The sequence below is a fragment of the Nocardiopsis flavescens genome (assembly GCF_900141985.1).
Lineage (GTDB): Bacteria > Actinomycetota > Actinomycetes > Streptosporangiales > Streptosporangiaceae > Nocardiopsis > Nocardiopsis flavescens.
This window is the reverse complement of sequence record NZ_FQZK01000007.1, coordinates 119,723-139,601: the sequence shown is the minus strand read 5'-3', so window position 1 is coordinate 139,601 and position 19,879 is coordinate 119,723. Positions and strand designations below refer to the sequence as shown.

19 protein-coding genes are annotated in these 19,879 nt (G+C 74.2%); 9 read left to right on the top strand and 10 right to left on the bottom strand.

Annotated features, from left to right (window positions below):
• The first annotated feature begins 17 nt into the window (after positions 1-17).
• The 4 genes from BUE45_RS14070 (at position 18) to BUE45_RS14055 (ending at position 5,206) form a co-directional block, all read left to right on the top strand.
• The gene (locus BUE45_RS14070; RefSeq protein WP_073379768.1) at positions 18-962 is read left to right on the top strand and encodes an electron transfer flavoprotein subunit alpha/FixB family protein; all 945 of its coding nucleotides are present in this window, start codon (positions 18-20) and stop codon (positions 960-962) included.
• 210 nt (positions 963-1,172) lie between these two features.
• On the top strand, positions 1,173-2,891 hold the full coding sequence (locus tag BUE45_RS14065; RefSeq protein ID WP_073379767.1) for a RelA/SpoT family protein: 1,719 nt from the start codon (positions 1,173-1,175) through the stop codon (positions 2,889-2,891).
• 74 nt (positions 2,892-2,965) lie between these two features.
• Positions 2,966-3,841: a non-homologous end-joining DNA ligase gene (ligD, locus tag BUE45_RS14060; protein ID WP_073379876.1), complete on the top strand. Its 876-nt coding sequence runs from the start codon at positions 2,966-2,968 to the stop codon at positions 3,839-3,841.
• A 78-nt stretch (positions 3,842-3,919) separates the two neighbouring features.
• Positions 3,920-5,206: a hemolysin family protein gene (locus BUE45_RS14055; RefSeq protein ID WP_073379766.1), complete on the top strand. Its 1,287-nt coding sequence runs from the start codon at positions 3,920-3,922 to the stop codon at positions 5,204-5,206.
• Here BUE45_RS14055 and BUE45_RS14050 read toward each other — a convergent pair.
• Positions 5,180-5,956, bottom strand: a complete 777-nt coding sequence (locus BUE45_RS14050) for a class I SAM-dependent methyltransferase (protein ID WP_073379765.1) — start codon at positions 5,954-5,956, stop codon at positions 5,180-5,182. The genes BUE45_RS14055 and BUE45_RS14050 overlap by 27 nt on opposite strands.
• Entirely contained in the window at positions 5,953-6,681 is a 729-nt protein-coding gene (locus BUE45_RS14045; RefSeq protein ID WP_342746023.1) for a class I SAM-dependent methyltransferase, read from the bottom strand. Before BUE45_RS14045 ends, BUE45_RS14050 begins: the two co-directional genes overlap by 4 nt.
• Before the next feature lie 150 nt (positions 6,682-6,831).
• Between BUE45_RS14045 and BUE45_RS14040 the strand changes: the two genes are divergently transcribed.
• Positions 6,832-8,862, top strand: coding sequence for a hypothetical protein (locus tag BUE45_RS14040; protein ID WP_073379763.1), 2,031 nt, complete (start codon positions 6,832-6,834; stop codon positions 8,860-8,862).
• Positions 8,863-8,874: 12 nt separating this feature from the next.
• Here BUE45_RS14040 and BUE45_RS14035 read toward each other — a convergent pair whose 3' ends face one another.
• Positions 8,875-10,200 carry an acyltransferase family protein gene (locus tag BUE45_RS14035; protein WP_073379762.1) on the bottom strand — a complete coding sequence of 442 codons (1,326 nt, stop codon included), beginning with the start codon at positions 10,198-10,200 and terminating at the stop codon, positions 8,875-8,877.
• A 171-nt stretch (positions 10,201-10,371) separates the two neighbouring features.
• Here BUE45_RS14035 and BUE45_RS14030 point away from each other — a divergent pair, with 171 nt between their 5' ends.
• From BUE45_RS14030 to BUE45_RS14015, 4 genes are all read left to right on the top strand, one after another.
• Positions 10,372-11,295 carry a cell envelope lipid trafficking protein PgfA gene (locus BUE45_RS14030; RefSeq protein WP_073379761.1) on the top strand — a complete coding sequence of 308 codons (924 nt, stop codon included), beginning with the start codon at positions 10,372-10,374 and terminating at the stop codon, positions 11,293-11,295.
• Between the two features lie 135 nt (positions 11,296-11,430).
• On the top strand, positions 11,431-12,312 hold the full coding sequence (locus BUE45_RS14025; protein WP_073379875.1) for a decaprenyl-phosphate phosphoribosyltransferase: 882 nt from the start codon (positions 11,431-11,433) through the stop codon (positions 12,310-12,312).
• Between the two features lie 13 nt (positions 12,313-12,325).
• Positions 12,326-13,702, top strand: coding sequence for an FAD-binding protein (locus BUE45_RS14020; protein ID WP_073379760.1), 1,377 nt, complete (start codon positions 12,326-12,328; stop codon positions 13,700-13,702).
• Positions 13,703-13,738: 36 nt separating this feature from the next.
• Entirely contained in the window at positions 13,739-14,491 is a 753-nt protein-coding gene (locus BUE45_RS14015) for a decaprenylphospho-beta-D-erythro-pentofuranosid-2-ulose 2-reductase (protein WP_073379759.1), read from the top strand.
• Between the two features lie 26 nt (positions 14,492-14,517).
• Here BUE45_RS14015 and BUE45_RS31840 read toward each other — a convergent pair whose 3' ends face one another.
• From BUE45_RS31840 to BUE45_RS13980, 7 genes are all read right to left on the bottom strand, one after another.
• Positions 14,518-14,703: a TetR/AcrR family transcriptional regulator C-terminal domain-containing protein gene (locus tag BUE45_RS31840; protein ID WP_245833154.1), complete on the bottom strand. Its 186-nt coding sequence runs from the start codon at positions 14,701-14,703 to the stop codon at positions 14,518-14,520.
• A gap of 151 nt (positions 14,704-14,854) precedes the next feature.
• A complete protein-coding gene (locus tag BUE45_RS14005) occupies positions 14,855-16,204 on the bottom strand; it encodes an MFS transporter (protein ID WP_073379758.1) in 1,350 nt (449 codons plus the stop codon).
• On the bottom strand, positions 16,201-17,184 hold the full coding sequence (locus tag BUE45_RS14000) for an oxygenase MpaB family protein (RefSeq protein ID WP_073379757.1): 984 nt from the start codon (positions 17,182-17,184) through the stop codon (positions 16,201-16,203). The genes BUE45_RS14005 and BUE45_RS14000 overlap by 4 nt, the downstream gene beginning before the upstream one ends.
• 28 nt (positions 17,185-17,212) lie before the next feature.
• The gene (locus BUE45_RS13995; protein ID WP_073379756.1) at positions 17,213-18,193 is read right to left on the bottom strand and encodes an oxygenase MpaB family protein; all 981 of its coding nucleotides are present in this window, start codon (positions 18,191-18,193) and stop codon (positions 17,213-17,215) included.
• Positions 18,194-18,419: 226 nt separating this feature from the next.
• Positions 18,420-19,001, bottom strand: coding sequence for a GTP-binding protein (locus BUE45_RS13990; RefSeq protein ID WP_073379755.1), 582 nt, complete (start codon positions 18,999-19,001; stop codon positions 18,420-18,422).
• The gene (locus tag BUE45_RS13985; protein ID WP_073379754.1) at positions 18,982-19,422 is read right to left on the bottom strand and encodes a DUF742 domain-containing protein; all 441 of its coding nucleotides are present in this window, start codon (positions 19,420-19,422) and stop codon (positions 18,982-18,984) included. Before BUE45_RS13985 ends, BUE45_RS13990 begins: the two co-directional genes overlap by 20 nt.
• Before the next feature lie 9 nt (positions 19,423-19,431).
• Positions 19,432-19,878 (bottom strand): roadblock/LC7 domain-containing protein, encoded by a 447-nt coding sequence (locus BUE45_RS13980; protein ID WP_073379753.1) that lies wholly within the window; start codon positions 19,876-19,878, stop codon positions 19,432-19,434.
• Position 19,879 lies beyond the last annotated feature (1 nt).

The following is a 19,879-nucleotide window of genomic DNA, read 5'->3' as shown; positions in this document are numbered from 1 at the left end:
AGGAAGGTTCAAGGATTATGGCTGAGGTCCTCGTCCTCGTCGACCACGTCGACGGACAGGTCAAGAAGGTCACCACCGAGCTGCTGACCGCCGCGCGCCGCATCGGCGAGCCCGCCGCGGTCTGGATCGGCGACGGTGCGGAGTCGGGCAGGGCCGCGCTGGCCGAGTTCGGCGCCGAGAAGGTCTACGTCGCCCCGGCCTCGCTCAACGACCACGTCGTCGCGCCCAAGGCCGAGCTGCTCGCCGAGCTGGCCCGGGACAGGGGCGCCGCCGCGATCCTCGTCTCGGCCACCGCCGAGAACAAGGAGATCGCCGGCCGCACCGCCGTCAAGCTGGGCTCGGGCGTGCTCACCGACGTGGTCGACGTCAGCGCCGACGTGGTCGCCGAGCACAGCATCTTCGGCGGTGCCACCGTCACCCACGCCCGCGTCCGGACCGGTGTCCCGGTCGTCGCGGTCCGTCCGAACTCCGTGACCCCCGAGGCCGCGGCCGGCGCCGCCGCCGAGGAGGCCGTCTCCTTCGAGCCGTCGGAGGCCGCCCGGGCCGCCCGGGTCGTCGAGCGCGTGGTCCAGGAGCAGGGCGAGCGCCCCGAGCTGACCGAGGCCGCCGTCGTGGTCTCCGGCGGGCGCGGCGTCGGCTCCGACGACTTCTCCGTCGTCGAGGGCCTGGCGGACTCGCTCGGTGCCGCCGTCGGCGCCTCCCGCGCCGCCGTCGACTCCGGCTGGTACCCGAACCAGTTCCAGGTCGGCCAGACCGGTAAGACGGTCAGCCCGAACCTGTACGTCGCGCTGGGCATCTCCGGCGCGATCCAGCACCGGGCCGGCATGCAGACCGCGAAGAACATCGTCGCGGTCAACAAGGACCCCGAGGCTCCGATCTTCGAGCTGGTGGACTTCGGCGTCGTGGGCGACCTGCACACCGTCGCCCCGCAGCTGACCGAGGAGATCCAGAAGCGCAAGTAGCCCCACCGCGCCCGCACCCGAACGCCCGGCCGGGGTCACCGGCCGGGCGTTCGCGCGTCCGCGGCGGTGATCTCCCTCTCCCCCCGTGCGGCGCGGGCGCCTCCCCGCGCGGGTCCGGCCGCGGGTTGCGGGGTTCGTGGGCCGGCGGCGTTCCGGGATAAGTAGGCTTGACGGAATACCCGGTCCGCCGTGCGATGGGAAGGGGTCCATATGGGAGCTCCCGATGTGGATGTGACGGCCTCCACCGAGTGGTGGCGCGGCCTCAACCAGGCCAAGGCCACCACCCGCCCCGCGAGCGAGGCCGAGCCTCTGATCGCCGAGCACCTGCGCTGGTACCCCCGGGCCGACACCGCGCTGCTGGCGCGCGCCTACGCCGTCGCCGACCACCTGCACCGGGAGCAGAAGCGCAAGAGCGGCGAGCCGTTCATCATCCACCCCCTGGCCGTCGCCACCATCCTCGCCGAACTCGGCCTGGACACCGCGACCCTCGTCGCCGCCCTCCTGCACGACACCGTGGAGGACACCCCGTTCAGCCTCGCCCACCTCGCCGCGGAGTTCGGCACCGAGGTGGGCGTCATGGTCGACGGGGTCACCAAGGTCGACCGGTCGATGTACGGCAGCGCCGCCGCCGGGGAGACCTTCCGCAAGATGGTCGTGGCCGCCCGCGACGACCTGCGGGTCCTGCTGATCAAGCTGGCCGACCGCGTCCACAACCTGCGCACCCTCCAGTTCCAGCCGCCGCACAAGCGGGTGAAGATCGCCCTGGGCACCCGCGAGCTGCTCGTCCCGCTCGCCGAGCGGCTGGGCGTGTACAAGCTCAAACGGGAGCTGGAGGACCTGTGTTTCGAGTACCTGGAGACCGAGGAGTTCGAGCGCACCCGTGAGTGCGCCGCCCGGGTCCGCGACCGGGCGCGACCGCAGACCGAGGCCCTGACGGCGGCGCTGCTCGACAGCCTGGCGGCCTTCCGGGTCAAGGCCGACGTGGAGGTCCGCCCCCGCCACCTGGCGTCGGTGTTCCACTCCGGATCCCCGCTGGCCTCCCTGGACCCGCAGGCCACGGTGCGCTACGTGGTGGTGGTCCGGGGAGAGGAGCGCAACGGCTACCTGGCGCTGGGCGCCGTCCACGGGCGCTGGCGGCCGGTCCCGGCGAAGTTCCGCGACTTCATCGCCTCGCCCAAGTACAACCTCTACCGGGCGCTGCACACGACCGTGCGCACCGACGGCGGACACAAGGTGCAGATCATCATCTGCGACGGCCGCGCCCAGCAGGTGTCGGAGTACGGCATCATCGCCGAGATCCACGAGCGCACCGGCCGCGACGGCCGGCTCGGCTCGGAGCGCACCACCGACCCGGAGTGGCTCACCCGGCTGCTGCGCTGGCAGGAGGGCGCCTCCGCGGAGGAGCTGCTGGAGGGCGTGCGCACCGACCTGGCGGACAGCATCACGGTGCTCACCGTGGACGGCAAGATCCTCACCCTCCCCGAGGGCTCGACCCCGGTGGACGTGGCCTACGCCCTGGACAACGACATCGGCGACCGGTTCTCGGCCGCGACGGTCAACGGGCGCCTGGCCCTGCCCAGCGCCCAGGTGCGCGAGGGCGACACGGTGCAGATCATCACCAAGGCCGAGCCGGGGCCGGACCGGGCCTGGCTGGAGTCGGCCCGCACCGGCAAGGCCCGCGTCGCGATCGGGGCCTGGCACCGCACCCGGGCCCGGGAGAAGGCCGAGGTGGACGGGCGGCTCGCCATGGCGGAGTTCATGGGCGGGCACCGCAGCCTCATCGAGGCGGAGTCGTCGGGCGACATGATCAGCGTGGCCCGCCGCGCGGGCTACGTGAACCTGGAGGACTTCTACGTGGCCACCGGGTACGGCCAGATCGACCCCGCCGGCGTCCTGGACCGCCCGGACCCCGGGCCTCCCCGGGACTGACGCCCGCACGCCGCCGGGACCCGGGCGTGCCCCCCGCCGCGGAACGGGTAGGGGACCCGGGGGAGGTGGTGGCCATGGCCGACAGCGCGAGGGTTCGGGCGGGACGCCGGGTGGTCGGGGTGAAACGGCCGGACAAGGAGCTTTTCGGGGCGGGCGGTCCCACCAAGGAGGACCTGGCCCGCTACCACGTGCGCATCGCGCCGCTGATGCTGCCGCACCTGCGCGGGCGGCCGGTGGCGCTGGAGCGCTACCCGGGAGGGGTGGACGGCCCCGGCTTCTTCGTCAAGCACCCCTCGGTCCCCGACTGGGTCCGCACCCTGGAGACCGGGGGCGGGACGATGATGGAGGTCCGCGACGCCGCCGCCCTGGTGTGGTGCGCGGACCAGGCGGCGATCACGCTGCACGCCTGGCAGTCACGGGAGCCGCACCTGGGCCGCCCCGACCTGCTGGTGCTGGACCTGGACCCGCCCGGGGGCGGTGCGCGGGACTTCGCCGCGTGCAGAGCAGCGGCGCTCGACGCCCGGGAGATCCTGGAGGAGGCCGGGCTGGCCGCCTACGTGATGACCACCGGCTCCAAGGGCCTGCACGTCCGCTCGCCGCTGCGCCCGGAGCTGGACGACCAGGAGGTCCGGGACCTGGCCGGGCTCCTCGCCGAACGGGTGGCCGCGCGGGCCCCGGCGGAGCGCACCACCGAGGTGCGCAAGAACAGGCGGCGGGGCCGGCTGTTCGTCGACTACCTCCGCAACGGCCGCGAGCAGCTGGCCGTCGCCCCGTACTCCGTGCGGGTGCGCGAGGGCGGGCCGGTGGCCGCGCCCCTGTTCTGGGAGGAGCTGGAGGGCCTGGAGTCGGCCCGGGGGTTCGGTATGGACCTGGAGCGGCGGGAGTGCCCCTTCCGGGGCATGCACCGCCGCGCGCGCTCCCCGCGGCGGATCCGCGACCGGCTGGGGTAGCGGTTCGGGGCGGGTGTGGCGGATGGGAAAACAGGGAAGACCCCCATCTCCAACACAATCGACCCACGGGAGCATCCCATGGAGGGCTACGGGGCCCAGATCGGCCTCGTGCTGGTCTTGGTCGTGGTGAACGCCCTGTTCGCCGGCAGCGAGATCGCCCTGGTCACCCTGCGGGAGGGGCAGATCCGCCGGTTGGAGGCGAGCGGCCCGGGCGGCCGCGCCGTGGCCCGGCTGGCCCGGGACCCCAACCGGTTCCTGGCCACCATCCAGATCGGCATCACGCTCGCCGGATTCCTCGCCTCGGCGACCGCCGCCGTGTCGCTGGCCCGCCCGCTCGTCGAACCGCTCGGCTTCCTCGGCTCCTACGCCTCCCCGGTCGCGGTCGTGCTGGTCACCGTCGTCCTCACCTTCGTCACGCTGGTGCTGGGCGAGCTGGCGCCCAAGCGGATCGCCATGCAGCGCTCGGAGGCCTGGGCGCTCATGGTGGCCCGCCCGCTGGACCTGCTCGCCGCCCTGTCCCGCCCCGTCGTGCGGCTGCTCGGCGCCTCCACGGACCTCGTGGTGCGGCTGCTCGGCGGCGATCCGCGCGCGGAGCGGGAGGAGATCAGCGAGGAGGAGCTGCGGGACATGATCGTCACCCACGGGGACATCACCCCGGAGCAGCGCCACATCCTGTCCGGCGCGTTCGAGATCCGCGACCGCAAGGTCCGCCGGGTGCTGGTCCCGCGCCCGGACGTCGACGCGGTCACGGCGGGGACGACGGCCCGGGAGGCGCTGGCGATGCTCGTCGAGCGCGGCCACTCGCGGGCGCCCGTCTTCGCCGCCGGGGACGTCGACGACGTCCTGGGCGTCGTCCACTGGAGCGACCTGATCGACCGCGGCGACGCCGACGTCGCCGACCTGGCCCGCGAGGTCCCGCTGCTGCCCGACTCCCTGACGGTCTCCGACGCGCTGCGGCGGATGACCGCCGAGCACCGCCAGCTGGCGGTGGTCATCGGCGAGGCCGGCGAGGTCGGCGGGATCGTCTCGATGGAGGACCTGCTGGAGGAGATCGTCGGCGACATCGTCGACGAGACCGACGGCGACGACCCCGAGGTCGTCCGGCTGGACGGGGGCGCGCTGCGCGTCCCGGGCACCTATCCCGTGCACGACCTCCCCCTGCTGGGCGTGGAGGTCACCGACCCGCCCGAGGGCTCCTACGTGACCGTCGCCGGAATGGTGCTGGTCCTGCTCGGCCACATCCCGCAGGGGCCGGGGGAGCGGGTCCAGCTGGGCGGGTGGAGCGCGACGGTGGCCGCGGCCGACGGCCGGGTGGTCACCGGCCTGGTGCTGGAGCCCTCACCGCTTGCGCAGCACCAGGAGTAGGTTCCAGGTGAGGACCTCGCGCAGGCCCGGGACGCGCACGAGCGGTTTCGTCCAGGTCGGCAGGTAGCGGGGCCGCAGGTCCACGGGGTCGACGTCGGTGCGGGCGCGCGCCCAGCGCAGCATCTCTCCCGCGTGGGCCGCGTACATGGTGCGGCCGAAGTCGTTCTTGGGCCTGTGCCCGTTGCGGCGGGCGAACCGCTCGGCGGCGTACCGGCCGCCCAGGTAGTGCCAGGGGGAGGTCTCGTGCCCGCCCCAGGGCGAGAACCACAGCGTGTACGACAGGTACACCAGCCCGCCGGGCCGGGTCACCCGCACCATCTCGTCGGCCATGCGCGCCCGGTCCGGGACGTGCTCCAGGACGTTGGAGGAGAAGCACACGTCCACCGACCCGGTGCGCAGCGGCAGGTCCAGGGCGCTGCCCTGGACGGCGAAGGCGTCGGCGGAGCGGCCGTGCAGGGTCATCTCGTGGGCGTCGGAGTCCACGCACAGGCAGCGGGCGCCCGCCTCGCGCAGCGCGTCGGCGAAGTAGCCGGGACCGCCGCCCACGTCCACGACGAGCCTGCCGTCCAGCGGCGTGTAGGAGCGCAGCTGGGCGACGGTGTCGCGGGCGAGGGTGCCGTAGAAGAACGCCGGGTCGGCCTGCTCCCTGCGGAACGCGGAGAACAGCGCGACGGAGCGGCCCAGGGTGGCGCGGAAGGGGACGGTCCCGTCGGGGCGGGCCGGGGCGGCGGGCCCCCCGGTCCCGGTCACCCGCCCACCGCCACGTAGTGGCGCAGGTGCCGCCAGTGGTCGCCGCCCCAGTACTCGTCGGAGGCCGCGATGCGCGCCTGCGGCAGCAGCTCGGCCAGCCGCCCGGTGCCCAGGGTGTGCATCCGCATCGGCGCCGGGTACCGCAGCAGGGTCTTCTGCGCCCAGGCCACCAGGGGCCAGGGCGCGTACCGGAACACCAGCCCCTTGAAGGTGCGGCGCTCGCTCTCGGGGACGCCCAGGACCATGGCCCCGCCCGGGCGCACGACCCGGCCGAACTCCCGGATGTACCCCTCGGCCAGCTCCGGGGGCAGGTGCTGGAGGACCAGGTCGGTGTACACGAGGTCGAAGGAGTCGTCCTCGAAGAGCGACAGGTCGGGGCGCTCGTTGAGGACGAAGCCGATACGCCCGCCGCTGCGGTCCAGCCGCCGGGCCTCCTCCAGCATGGGAGCCGAGATGTCGACGCCCACGACCCGGTCGAAGTGCGCGGCCAGGGCGTTGGAGAGCCGCCCGGCCCCGCAGCCGAAGTCCAGGACCCGGCCGCCTCCGGGCCGCAGCCCCAGCTCCTCCAGGCGGGCCACCGCCGGGTCGACGGCGGCGCGGCCGGAGGCGAGGAACTCGTCGTCGTCCCAGCCGCCGTCCCGCTTGGCGGGGTCGACGCACACCGCCCACAGGGGCTCGTCGGCACCCAGCCGGGTCCAGTCGCGGCGGACCTGTTCGAGTCCCACCACATCACCTCCAGGGGTGTGCTGCATCAAGTTCCCGTTAAGGGTCTCGCGAGGAGAAAGGCCAGTGTCAACAGGGAGAGCTGAAACTGGAACCTGTTGTATTCTGACATCCGTTTCCGGCTTGGCCAACCAGCGGCGGGGAGAGTACCGATGCCGTCCACCACCCCCACGACCGGTCCGGACCGGGAACCGGAGGCCAGGGTACGCCGCGCCGTCGAGGATCCCGAGGACGAGGGTCCCGGGATCGGCGTGCTGGCGGCGGACTCCCTGCGCGCGCTGCGGCGGGTCTCCCGCGACCCCGTGTTCCGCGCGGCGACGGTGGTCCTGCTGGTGGCGCTGGCCGCCAAGGTGTACGTGCTGAACGCGTCCTACTTCGTCGAGGACGACTTCCTGTTCTTCGGCGCCGCCTACGCCGCGGACCTCACCCCGGACTACCTGTTCTCCCTGCACAAGGGCCACTTCATGCCCGGGGCGATGTTCCTGGTCTACCTCCAGACGGCCTTCTGGCCCTACGACTGGTGGGTGAGCGCCGGGCTGATGCTGGTGCTCCAGGCCCTGGCCCTGCTGGCGTTCCTGCGGCTGACCTGGGAGCTGTTCGGCCGGCGGTGGGCGCTGCTCGTGCCGTTCACGGTCTACGCCCTGGCCCCGCTGACCATCCCGGTGCTGGGCTGGTGGGCGGCGGCGCTGAACGCGGTGCCGTTCCAGCTGGCGATCCTGCTGGCCCTGCTGTGGACGGTCCGCTACGTGCGCACCGGCGACCCCCGGTACGGGTGGTGGACGACGGCCGCCGTGGTCTTCGGCATGTTCTTCTCGGTGAAGGCGCTGTTCCTGCCCTCGCTGCTGTTCGTGTTCGCGGTCGCCTTCCTCTACCCGGGCACCCTGTTCGCGGGGGCGGCGCGGGCGGTGCGCGCGCACCGCGCGTTCTGGACCGCGATGGCCGCCATGACCCTGGGCTACCTGGTCCTGTACGTGGTCAGCCAGAACGGCGGCAGCGGCACCGAGGGCGCGGGGGTGCCCGAGGCGGACGCGGCGGTGGAGCTGGTGCGGCGGATGCTGGGACAGGTGTTCCCGGTGGGCGCGCTGGGCGGCCCCTACGAGTGGGCGCTCATCACCCCGGCGGGCGGGCTGGTCGAACCGCGCGGGTTCGTGGTGCTGGGCGCGGGCGCGGTGTGGGCGGCCATCGTCCTGAGCAGCCTGTGGCTGCGCGGGAGCGCCTGGCGGGCGTGGGCGCTGCTGCTGGGCTACCTGGTGTTCGTGGACGCGATCCCGACGGTGATCGCGCGCGGGCGCGGGCACGGCCTGGCCGGGGCGGACCCCCGGTACGTGGCCGACGCGGCGCTGGTCTTCGCCCTGTGCCTGGCCCTGGCCTTCCTGGTGGTGCGCGAGCAGCGCGCCCGGGAGTCGGTCTCCACGGCGGGGGCCGCGCCCGCCACGCGCGCCGCCCCGGGACGGCGCGCCCGGCGCGACCGGGCGGTGGCGGCCGGGGTCCTGACCGCGGTCTACGCGGCGGGCGCCCTGTACTCCACCCACACCTACGCCGGGACCCTCAACGGGGACCGGCTGCGCGAGTACATGGACAACGTGCGGGCCTCCATGGCCGACCTGCCCGAGGAGGGCGGGTTCTACCCGCGCCCGGTCCCGGAGGACGTGGTCCTGGACTGGAACGGCGACCGGCGGCTCACCTCCTACGTGCTGCCGCCGCTGGCCCCGGACGGGGCGCGGTTCGCGTACCCGGAGCAGGGGCCGCGGGCCTACGTGTTCGACGACGGGGGGACCCTGGTCCCGGGCGAGCACACGCTGTTCAGCAGCACGTTCCTGCCCGGGCCGCAGGACGAGTGCCTGGGGACGCTGGAGGGCGCGGTGTCCTGGCCCGCGCTGGCGGCGGGCGGTCCGCAGCAGGTCGCGACCCTCGCCTACACCTCGGACGCCGACACGCAGCTGGTGGTGTCGGTGGGCGGCGGCTGGATCGAGGCGGTGCTGCCCGCGGCGCCCGACGGCGGGTTCTGGCACCTGCCGGTGCCGCAACAGGGCGACCGGCTCTCCCTGCTCACCGAGGAGGGCGGGCTGTGCATGACGGCGGTGGCGCTCGGCAGGCTCGCCCCGGACGCGGAGGGCGGCCACCCGATCCCGCTCTCGCAGGAGGAGCCGCCGCGGGAGGGGGAGGCCGGCGGGCAGGAGTGAGCCCGGCCCGCCTCAGGGCCGGCGGGGGTCCCGCAGGACCCGGCGCGACCAGCGCCGCGACGGCTCCTCCACCCAGCGGTGCGTGGCGGCGGCCAGCAGCACCGTCGCGGCCGTCACCGGCACCATGTCCAGCCAGAAGGTGCCGGTGAAGATCTCCTGCCCGGTGAAGTCGCGCCACAGGTACAGCACCAGGAACTGCCAGAGGAACACCCCGTAGGACACCTTGGCGAGGTACTGGCACACCCGGTGCCGCAGCAGCGAGTCCAGCCAGCGGCCGTCGCGCCAGGCCGCGGCCGACCGCAGCGGGGCCGGCGGGCCGGCGGGCCGGGGGGCCAGTGCGGCGGGCGCGATGACGAGGAACGCGAAGCCGATGTCGGCCGCCGAGGAGAAGGCCGAGGTCCACAGGTCGCCCGCGCCGATGAACCGGCCGCCGGTGGCGTCGGTGGCCGCCAGGGCGAAGAACCCGCCCGCGGCCAGCCAGCACACCCCCGGGGAGGAGGCGACGGTGCGGCAGAAGCGCCGCACCGGGCCGTCCGGACCGGACTCGTGCCGGGCCCACTCCGACAGCACGGCCAGCGCCATCCCCGCCGCGAACATGCCGAGCGTGCGCGGCAGCCAGGCGTGCATGTAGTGGCGCGGCTCGGGGATGAACTGCGGCAGCAGCGCGGCGAACCCCAGCAGCGCCATCACCCCCAGGCCCCACAGCAGGCGCCGGCCCCGGGCGTCCGGTGTGCCGCCGCGGCGCGCCCACAGGGACAGCAGCAGGGCGAACACCGGGAGCAGCAGGTAGAAGCTCACCTCGACGGACAGGCTCCACATCTGCCCGAGCCCGTAGGGCCCGGTGCCCACCCAGGAGGGGTCGGTGTCGTACGGGAAGGCGAGGGTCATGACCTCCAGCCAGTACCGCGGCGAGTCCAGGTGCTCGCGCGAGTACAGCAGCAGCGCGGCCAGGGCCACCACCCAGTAGGCGGGGAACACGCGCACGACCCGGCGCCACAGGTAGGTGCGGGCGGAGGGGGAGCGGCTCCCGTCCAGGACGGCCCGGGCCCAGGGCCGGTACAGCAGCACCCCGGACAGGGTGAAGAACAGCGGCACGGCGAGGTCGAACGCGGACAGCGCGCCGCCGAGCACGCCGGGGGCCAGGGAGTCGCCGGTCTCGGTGGCGACGTGGAAGACCAGGACCATGAGGGCGGCCACGGCGCGGATGCCGTCGAGGGTCGCGTGGCGCCCGTCGACCTGCGGCAGCAGCCGGGCGGGGTCGGGGACCGCGGGGGTGGTGCGCGCGCCGCCGGAGGGGGTGCCGGTGGGGTCCTCGGGCGCGGAGGGCGTGGGCGCCATGGGGCCTTCCAGGACGGGGTGGAGTCCGAACACGGTCTACTAGAACGTGTTATAAAAATTCAGACACGCCCTGGTGACGTCGTTCACTACTGGGCAGTACTCTACCCGGAACTGAAGCTAGTTCCACTGAAGCCCGTTCCAGATCCGGACTCACCTCGCCCAGGAGGGCTCATGCGCCGTGCCACAGCGGTCGTTCTCATCGGGTTTGGAGTCTTCTTCCTCGCCGTCGCACCCCTCATGCGCACATGGGTGTCCAGCTCCCTGATGAAGACCCCCCTGACCTACTACGTCGAGTACACCAACGTCGCGGAGGGTGCGACCTACTTCAACATCGAGGACGTCGAACTCGTCGAGGACGCCACGCTGGAGGCCAGCGTGACCATCCGGGCCGACGTGGCCTCCAGTACCGACGAGATCGTGGTCTGGGACCAGTTCACCTGGCTGAGGGACGCCGACACCGACTTCGGCATCAGCTCCACCAGCCGCCGCGCCGGCCACGACCGGGTCACCGGCGAGGCCGTCGACTGCTGCGACGCGATGGTGAACGAGGAGTCCACCGTCCAGAGCGGCCAGGCGTGGAAGTTCCCCTTCTTCACCGAGCAGCGCGACTACGAGTTCTTCGAGACGACGGTCAAGGAACCCGTCACGATGGAGTTCAAGGGCGCCGAGGAGATCGAGGGCGTCGAGGTCTACCGCTTCGAGCAGGTCGTCGAGGGCGAGGTCATCGGCGAGCGCACCCTGCCGCGCTCGGTCGCCGGGCTGGAGGGCGACGGCGACGTGACCGGCGACGAGGTCTTCTCCATCACCCGCACCTACTGGATCGACCCGACCACCGGCTCCCCGATCAAGGTGAGCGAGGACCAGAGCCGCGTCGTCGTCGTGGACGGCCAGGAGGTCCTGACCCTGCTCGACGCCGAGCTGGTCTTCGACGACGCCTCCGTGCGGACCGCCCTGGAGAACTCCGAGGAGGGCCGCACCACGCTGCCGCTGATCCACACCACGGTCCCGCTCGCCGCCCTCATCGTCGGAGTCGGCTTCGTCGCGATCGGCGTCATCCTGTACCTCACCGGCCGATCCCGTGCGCACCACAACTGAAGGACCCGCACGCCCCCGCCCCCGGCCCCCGCGCGGCCGGCGGGGCGGGGCCGCCCGCGCGACCGGGAGGGCGGCGGCGTGACGCCGGTGGCGCCGGGGACCGGGACCGGGGGGACCCCGTCCGGCGACCGCCGCGTGCGCGACACGCTCCCCTTCGCGCTGGTGCGGGCCTGCCGTCCCCGCCAGTGGCTGAAGAACCTGCTCGTCCTGGCCGCCCCGGCGGCGGCCGGCGCGCTCACCGAGCCGCGCGCCCTGCTGATGTGCGCGGCGGTCTTCGCCCTGTTCTGCGCGGCGGCGAGCGGCACCTACCTGCTCAACGACGTGCGCGACGCGGAGGGCGACCGCGCCCACGAGCGCAAGCGCCACCGGCCCGTCGCCGCCGGCCTGGTCCCGGTGCCGCTGGCGGTGGCCGTGGGGGCCTCCCTGTGCGCCCTGGCCCCCGCCGCCTCCCTCGCCCTGGGAGAGCCCCTGCTCACCGGCGTCCTGACCGGGTACGTCCTGCTCACCCTCGCCTACACCCGCTTCCTCAAGGACATCGCGATCTGCGACCTGGTCGCGGTCGCGGGCTGCCACGTGCTGCGCGCGGTCGCCGGGGGCGTCGCCGTCGGCGTCCCGCTGACCTCGTGGTTCATCATCGTGGTGTCCCTGGCCGCGCTGCTGGTCGTGGTCGGCAAGCGCGAGGCCGAGCTGCGCGCCCTGGACGGTGCGCACGCGGACGGGCCGGTCCGGGCCACCCTGTCCGTCTACACGCCCACCTACCTGTCCCAGACCCGCACCATGGCGTCGGCGGCGATGATCGTCACCTACTGCCTGTGGGCGCTGGAGCAGGACGGCGGTGCCCAGAACCTGTTCCACGTGGGCAGTATCGTTCCCTTCATCATGTTCGTCCTGCGCTACAACCTGCTGGTGGACCGGGGCGTGGGCGAGGAGCCCGAGGAGATCGCGCTGCGCGACCGCCCCCTGCAGGTCGTCCTCGTCGCGCTCGCCCTCCTCGTGGGGCTGGGCATCTACCTCTAAGGGGGACCCTGTCGTGTCATCGCAGCCGGAGCGCCCCGTGCTCCTCACCGGGTGGGGGCGCACCGCGCCGACCGCCGCCCGCGTCGTGCGGCCCCGTACCGCCGGCGAGGTCGCGCGGGCCCTGGCGGACGCGGGCCCGCGCGGGGTGCTCGCCCGCGGTCTGGGCCGCTCCTACGGCGACGCCGCGCAGGCGGCCGGGGGCACCGTCCTGGACTGCACCGGGCTGACCGGCCCGATCCGGCTGGACGCCGACCGCGGCGAGGTCACGGTCCCCGCCGGGGTCTCCTTCGACCGGCTCATCGCGCACCTCCTCGCCCGCGGGCACTTCGTGCCGGTCACCCCCGGGACGCGCCAGGTCACCGTGGGCGGGGCGATCGCCGCCGACGTGCACGGCAAGAACCACCACGCCGACTCCTCCCTGGGGGCGCACGTGCGCTCCCTGACCCTGGCGACGCCGGCCGGGCGGGCGCGGGTGCTCACACCCTCGGCACCGGGGGAGGACGGCGACCTCTTCCGGGCCACCCTGGGCGGGATGGGCCTGACCGGCGTCATCACCGAGGCGACCCTGGCCGTGCTGCCGGTGGAGACCTCCTACATGCGGGTCGACACCGACCGCACCGAGTCCCTGGACGCCACCCTGGACCTGATGTCGCGCACCGACGCCGACTACCGGTACACGGTGTGCTGGGTGGACCTGCTGGCCAGGGGGAGCGCGATGGGGCGCGGGGTGCTCACCCGGGCCGAGCACGCGGTCCCGCGCGACCTGCCGCCCGCCCTGCGCCGCGACCCGCTGCGCCACCGGCCGGGCGGCGCGCCGGCCGCCCCGCCGCGGGTGCCGCCGGGGCTGCTCAACTCCTGGACGGTGGGGGCGTTCAACACCGTGTACCGCAACGCCGCCCCGCGGCGGCGGCGCGGCCAGGCCCAGCCCCTCGCCGGGTTCTTCCACCCGCTGGACGCCGTCCGCGGCTGGAACCGGCTGTACGGTCCGCGCGGGCTGGTCCAGTACCAGTTCGTGGTGCCCCTCGGGGCCGAGGACGCTTTGGCGGGGATCATGGAGGGGCTGTCCCGGGCGGGCGCCCCGTCGTTCCTGACCGTGCTCAAGCGGCTGGGCGAGGGCACCGGCGGCCACCTGTCGTTCCCCCGCCCCGGGTGGACGCTGGCCGTGGACCTGCCCGCCGACCTGCCCGGCCTGGGCCGGATGCTGCGCCGTTTCGACGAGCGCCTGCTCGCCGCGGGCGGCCGGCTCTACCTGGCCAAGGACGGCCGGGCCGACGCGGAGACGGTCCACGCCATGTACCCCGGCCTGCCCGCCTGGCGCGGGATCCGCGAACGGGCCGACCCCGACGGGGTGCTCGTCTCCGACCTGGCCCGCCGCCTGCGGCTGCTCTGACACCCCGTTCGTCGTTCGGAAGGACATCCAAGGCACATGCGCGACTCGGTGGGAACGGTGCGGACCGTGCTGCTGCTCGGCGGCCGCAGCGAGATCGGACTGGCCATCGTCGAACGGCTGGTGCGCGAGGGCGCCCGCGAGGTGGTGCTGGCCGCCCGCGGCGGGGTCGCCGAGCCGCCGGGAGCGCTGACCGCGCTGGGGGCGAAGGTGCACTCCCTGGAGTTCGACGCGACCGCCGCGGACACCCACACCGGCGCGGTGCGGGAGGCGGTGGCCCTGGTGGGCGACCTCGACGTGGTGGTGGACGCGTTCGGCGTGCTCGGCGACCAGGCCGGCTACGAGGCCGATCCGGCGGCCGCGGCCCGGGCGGCGGCGGTCAACTACACGGGGCACGTCTCCGCGGGACTGGCCGTCGCCGCCCGGCTGCGGGAGCAGGGCCACGGGGCGCTGGTGGTGCTGTCGTCGGTGGCGGGCGTCCGGGTGCGCAGGTTCAACTTCGTGTACGGGTCGGCCAAGGCCGGGCTGGACGGGTTCGCCCAGGGCCTGGCCGATTCCCTGCACGGCAGCGGGGCCCGGGTGCTGGTCGTGCGCCCGGGCTACGTGCCCACCCGGATGTCGGCGCACGTGGACCCGGCCCCGTTCCCGGCCACCCCGGCCCAGGTGGCCGCAGCGGTCTCGGCGGGGCTGCGCTCGGGGGCGACCACGGTGTGGGCGCCGCGCGTGCTCGGCCCGGTGTTCGCGGGCATGCGGCTGATGCCCCGCCCGCTCTGGCGCCGCCTGGGACGGTAGGACCCGTCCGGCTTCCCTCCGCGGGGCTACCGGGGGCCGTAGACGCGGAGGAAGGCGTCCACACCGGAGCGGACGATCTCCCGGCGCTCGGACTCCTCCAGCGGGAGCGCGTTGAAGAACGCACGGTTGGTCGCCGGGGTCTGCACGAGCGCCACGTAGTGCTCGGCGGCCCGCTCGGCGGAGCGCCCGGCCGCCGCCGTCGGCCTGTACACGCGCGGGGAGTACGCGGTGGGACTGCGGGAGGTCCTGCCCCTGGCCGAGGCCGTCCGCGCCCACCGGATCCTCGACACCGGCCGGGGGAGCGGGGCGCTGGTCCTCGCCCCGTGAGGGGGACGGGGCCCGCCGCGCGGCGGGCCCCGCGGGTCACCGCGCCGCCTCCGCCTCGGTGAGGCGGTAGAACGCCAGCGGCACCAGGCACGCCAGCATGACGGCGGCCGGCACCAGGGAGCTGCCCACGAGCATGCCGCGCAGCGCCCCCTCGCTCTGCCGGACGGCCTCGCCCGCCCCCGACTCCGCGTAGCCGCTGAGTGCCAGCGACAACGACAGCAGACCGGTGCCCACCGACTGGGCCAGCGCCTCGCCCGCCGTCCACACCCCCGACAGCACGCCGCCCTGGCGCCGGCCGTCCCCGGTGGCGGCCAGGCAGTCCGCCAGCATCGACCAGGGCAGCAGCATCGTCCCCGACAGGCCGATCCCCACCAGCACCGCCGAGGCGACCGCGGCCGGCACGCCGCCCGAGGGGATGAACAGCAGCCCCAGGCCGCCCAGCGAGAACACCACGGCCGCGCAGGCGGCGGCCCGGCGCTTGTCCACCCGCACCGAGAACCGCCGCCACAGCGGGGCGGCGGCCATCAGCGGGACCAGCACGCACACCATGAGGACGCTCGTGTAGGCGGGCTCGCCCATGACGTTCGCGGTCACGTACGGCACGCCCGCCACCATTGTTCCCGAGGCCGCGGCCATCAGCAGGTTGGCGGGGAAGAGCACCCGGAAGTGCCGGTGGCCCAGCGCCGTCCGCAGCTGCGCGCCCATGCCCCCGGTGCGGTGCGGGAACACCGTGCGCGGCGCGCGGCGGGTGCCGGCCACCGCGCCCAGCATGGACACCAGCACCACGGCCGCCATGACCGCGCCCATCAGCCGGTAGCCGGTCACCTCGTCCGCGGGCACGGACCGCAGCACCGGGGCGAGCGCCCCGCCCGCCAGCAGGGCCAGGCCCACGAACACGGTCCGCCAGGCGGTGAAGGCCGACCGCTCGTGGTAGTCCGCGGTGACCTCCCCGGGCATCGCCGCGTGCGGCACCTGGAAGACCGACGACGCCAGCGCCGCGGCGACGAACACCGCGGCCACGTACACCGCGGCCCCGTTCCCCTGGAGCGGCGGGCCGGCGAACATCGCGGCGAACAGAACCGGCAGGGTCAGCGCCCCGCCCAGCATCCACGGCCGCCGCGGCCCCCAGGAGGAGCGCGTCCGGTCCGACCAGACCCCGATGTAGGGGCTGACCACCAGGTCGACCAGCTTGGGCGCCAGCACGACCAGCCCGGCGACCGCCGGGCTCACCGCCAGGGTGTCGGTGAGGTAGATGAGCAGCAGCAGGCCGGGGACCGTGTTGAAGACACCGGTGGCCACCGCCCCGCTGCCGTACCAGGCGTGGACGGAGCGGGGCAGGGGCCCCGGGGCCGCGTCCGGCGCGGCGGTCCCGGGGGCGGGGGTCACGCGCGCCCGTCCGCGGAGGCCTCGGCGGACTCCGGGTCCTGCGCGCCGGCCGCCCCGGCGGGGGCCGCGCCGCCGGGGCCGTACAGCTCCTCGTGGGCGACCGGGTCCACGTCGTGGGCGACCGGGCAGCCCGCCGGGAACGTGCCGATCCGGCCCAGGTCGTGGCCGTCGGGGTAGCTGCGGATGTTGGGGTTCGCCTCGGCCCAGAGCGGCTCCTCGCGCGGCCTCATCCGCCGCACGACCCCGGCACGGAGCTTCAGCGCGGTGTCGGCGGCCCTGCGCCAGGCCCGGGACGGCGGGTCGTAGCGGAACGTCTCGATGAGCGACTCGTCGAGGATCGCCATGGAGAACCGGCGGGCGGCCCGGGCCGCCCGGGGCGGGTAGAAGGTCACCATGAGGTCGAGGGTGGCGTCGGAGACGGCCCGGCCGCCCTCGGTGTAGGCGAAGTGCTCCTCCTCGTAGGAGTCCATGAGGTCCCGGAAGCCCTCGTAGGTCTCGGGGACGTCCTTGATCCCCATGTACCGGCCCAGCCTGCGGTAGTAGTGGACGACCGCCGAGACCTCGTGGTCGGAGAGCCGGCGCCAGCCGTAGCCGCGGTCGTTGAGCCAGCGGACCGGCATGACCACGAAGGTGCTGAGCACGTAGCGGTAGTCGTCGTTGGAGATGTCGTAGGAGCGGTGCATCTGGTTCATCCGGCGCAGCGCGTCGCGGCCCGGTCCGGGCCCGAACCCGTACCGCATCATCCCGTTGAGGATGAGCGCGGTGTCGTCGTAGCGCTTCTGGGTCCGTCCGGTGAACTCCCCGGTCCCGCCCAGCAGCTCGCCGATGGCGGGGACCGCGTAGGTCCGGTACAGGGCGATGCCCAGCGCCCGCCCCATGTCCCAGGGGAACTCGTGGGCGTTGAGGATCTGCATGATCCGCACGCAGTCGGCCTCGGGGTCCAGGCGATGGATCTCGTCGCGGAATGCGAAACGCTTCATGCGCGGCTCCTTCGGGGGGTGGGAGGGGTCACTCGGCGCCGGGGGCCCGCGGGCCCGCCGCGGACGGCCCGCCGGGGGCCACGGACTGGCCGGGCGCCGGGACGCGGGCCCCGGTGGCGGGTACCTCCACCGTCCCCATGCCGTGGGGGACGGGGCAGCCCTGCGGGAAGGTGCCGATGCGCGAGGGGTCGTAGCCGTCCGGATAGCTGCGGACGTTGGGGCTCTGCCGGGCCCAGCGCGGCTCGGTGCGCGGCGGCATGAACCGGACGGCCCGCGCCCGCAGGCGCAGCGCTCCCGCGGCGAGGGAGCGCCAGGCGCGGGAGGGCTCGGGGTAGCGGAACGCGGCGATGAGCCGGTCGTCCAGCAGCGCCTTCGTGAAGGGGCGCACCAGCGGCCGCTGCCAGGCCGGGTAGAAGTCCACCATCAGCCCGAGGGTGGCGTCGGAGACGGCCCGGCCGCCCTCGGTGTAGGCGAAGTGCTCCTTCTCGTAGGAGTCGAACAGCTCGTGGAACGCCGCGTAGTCCGCGGGGATGTCCTTGATCCCCATGTGCCGGCCGAGCCTGCGGTAGTAGTTGGTGCTCGCGGCGATCTCGTGGTCGGAGAGCCGGCGCCAGCCGTAGCCGTGGTCGTTGAGCCAGCGGACCGGCATGACGACGAAGGTGCTGAGCACGTAGCGGTAGTCGTCGTTGGAGATGTCGTAGGAGCGGTGCATCTGGTTCATCCGGCGCAGCGCGTCGCGGCCCCGGCCGGGGCCGAACCCGTGCTCCATGATGTCGTTGAGGATGAGCGCGGTGTCGTCGTAGCGGTGCTGGGTGCGCTCGGTGAACTCGCGCGTGTGCGCCAGCAGCTCGCCGACGCTCGGCACCGCGTAGGTCCGGTACAGGGCGAGGCCGAGCGCCTGCTCGATGTCCCAGGGGAACTCGTGGGTCCCCAGGATGCGCACGATCTCCTCGCAGTCGTCCTCGGCGTCCAGGGAGTGGATACGGTCGCGCCACTCGAACCGCTTCATGGGGGTCAGCTCCAGTCACCTCGTGCGGGCCCGCCGTGACGGGTCCACGGTCTGCGGGGGCGGGGCACGCCCGGGACGTGCCACGGGGCGCACTTTACCCGGAACGCCTTCGTGTACAGGGTTCCCGGGGCCGGGCCGCCGCGTCGACGCCCGAACGCGCCCGGACCGGGGCCCCGTGCCGGCGGCCCCGCACCGGGCCCCGCCGGGGCCCGGTGCGGGGCGGGGGTCAGGCGGCCATCCGCTCGGCGACCCGGGTGACCAGGGTGAGCAGGACCTCCTTGGCGGAGGAGCGCACGCGCGCGTCGCACAGGACCACGGGGATCGCCGGGTCCAGGGTCAGCGCCGCCCGCACCTCCTCGGCCTCGTACTCGTGGGCGCCCTCGAAGCAGTTCACCGCGACGACGAACGGCACCCCCCGGCGCTCGAAGAAGTCCACGGCGGCGAAGCAGGTCTCCAGGCGGCGGGTGTCGGCGATGACGATCGCCCCCAGCGCGCCCTCCGACAGCTCCTCCCACATGAACCAGAAGCGCTCCTGGCCCGGTGTGCCGAACAGGTAGAGCACCAGGCTGTCGCTGATGGTGATGCGACCGAAGTCCAGCGCCACCGTCGTGGTCGTCTTGGACTCCACGCCGGACAGGTCGTCCACGCCGTAGCTGGCCTCGGTCATCACCTCCTCGGTGCGCAGCGGCGCGATCTCGCTCACGGCGCCCACGAGGGTGGTCTTGCCGGCCCCGAAGCCGCCGGCCACGAGGATCTTCAACGCGGAGGGGACGGTGTCCCGGGTGGAGTCAGAGTCGCTGGATGCCATCGAGAACCGCCTGGAGTACGTCCCGGCCGACCGGGCTCTTCGCTGTGTAGGGAGCGCGGGCCAAGGCGAGCCCGCGGTTGAGGAGGTCGCTGATCAGGACCTTCACGACGGCCACCGGGACGTCCAGGTGGGCGGACACCTCCGCGACCGACAGGGGGCGGCGGCACAGTTCCAGGATCCGCAGCTGCTCGGGCTCCAGGGACATCTCGTCCACCTCGGCGCGCTTGGCCGCGATGACCACGCTGATCATGTCCAGCTTGACCGTGTCGGCGTGGTCGCGCCCCTGGGCGATCACGTACGGGCGGACCAGCGGCCCGCCGTCCGGGCCGTCCTGCGCCGCGTCCCCGTACCCGCCGACCGCGTCGCGGTCCGGCGGTCCGCCGGGGGCGCCCCCCGGACCGAATGCGTCGTGCGCTTGCATGGCCGTCCCCTATCGCGTGGCTTCTCCGGTCGCTCCCTCATGGCGGGGTGCGGCGTCGAGGTAGCGGCCCACCTGCTCGACCAGGACGTTCATCTCGTAGGCGATGAGGCCCACGTCGGCGCTCTCCTCGGCCAGGACCGCCAGGCAGGCGCCCCGCCCGGCCCCGGTGACGAACAGGTACGCGCGTTCCATCTCGACCACGGTCTGGAGGACGTCGCCGCCGCCGAAGTGCCGCCCGGTGCCCCGGGCCAGGCTCTGGAAGGCGGAGGCGACCGCGGACAGGTGCTCGGCGTCCTCCTTGACCAGCCCGCGGGAGCGGCCGATCAGGAGGCCGTCCGCGGAGAGCACGATGGCGTGCCTGGACCCCACCGCGCGCTCCAGCAACTCGTCCAGCAGCCAGTCGATGTCCTTTTTGCCCGAGCCTTCGCGCCCGGTGCGTTCGGGAGTACTCGTCACT

Coding starts and splice junctions, on each gene's coding strand:
- BUE45_RS14070 (WP_073379768.1), top strand. CDS start 18: ATGGCTGAGGTCCTCGTCCTCGTCGACCACGTCGACGGACAGGTCAAG.
- BUE45_RS14065 (WP_073379767.1), top strand. CDS start 1,173: ATGGGAGCTCCCGATGTGGATGTGACGGCCTCCACCGAGTGGTGGCGC.
- ligD (WP_073379876.1), top strand. CDS start 2,966: ATGGCCGACAGCGCGAGGGTTCGGGCGGGACGCCGGGTGGTCGGGGTG.
- BUE45_RS14055 (WP_073379766.1), top strand. CDS start 3,920: ATGGAGGGCTACGGGGCCCAGATCGGCCTCGTGCTGGTCTTGGTCGTG.
- BUE45_RS14040 (WP_073379763.1), top strand. CDS start 6,832: ATGCCGTCCACCACCCCCACGACCGGTCCGGACCGGGAACCGGAGGCC.
- BUE45_RS14035 (WP_073379762.1), bottom strand. CDS start 10,200: ATGGCGCCCACGCCCTCCGCGCCCGAGGACCCCACCGGCACCCCCTCC.
- BUE45_RS14030 (WP_073379761.1), top strand. CDS start 10,372: ATGCGCCGTGCCACAGCGGTCGTTCTCATCGGGTTTGGAGTCTTCTTC.
- BUE45_RS14015 (WP_073379759.1), top strand. CDS start 13,739: ATGCGCGACTCGGTGGGAACGGTGCGGACCGTGCTGCTGCTCGGCGGC.
- BUE45_RS14000 (WP_073379757.1), bottom strand. CDS start 17,184: ATGAAGCGTTTCGCATTCCGCGACGAGATCCATCGCCTGGACCCCGAG.
- BUE45_RS13995 (WP_073379756.1), bottom strand. CDS start 18,193: ATGAAGCGGTTCGAGTGGCGCGACCGTATCCACTCCCTGGACGCCGAG.
- BUE45_RS13990 (WP_073379755.1), bottom strand. CDS start 19,001: ATGGCATCCAGCGACTCTGACTCCACCCGGGACACCGTCCCCTCCGCG.
- BUE45_RS13985 (WP_073379754.1), bottom strand. CDS start 19,422: ATGCAAGCGCACGACGCATTCGGTCCGGGGGGCGCCCCCGGCGGACCG.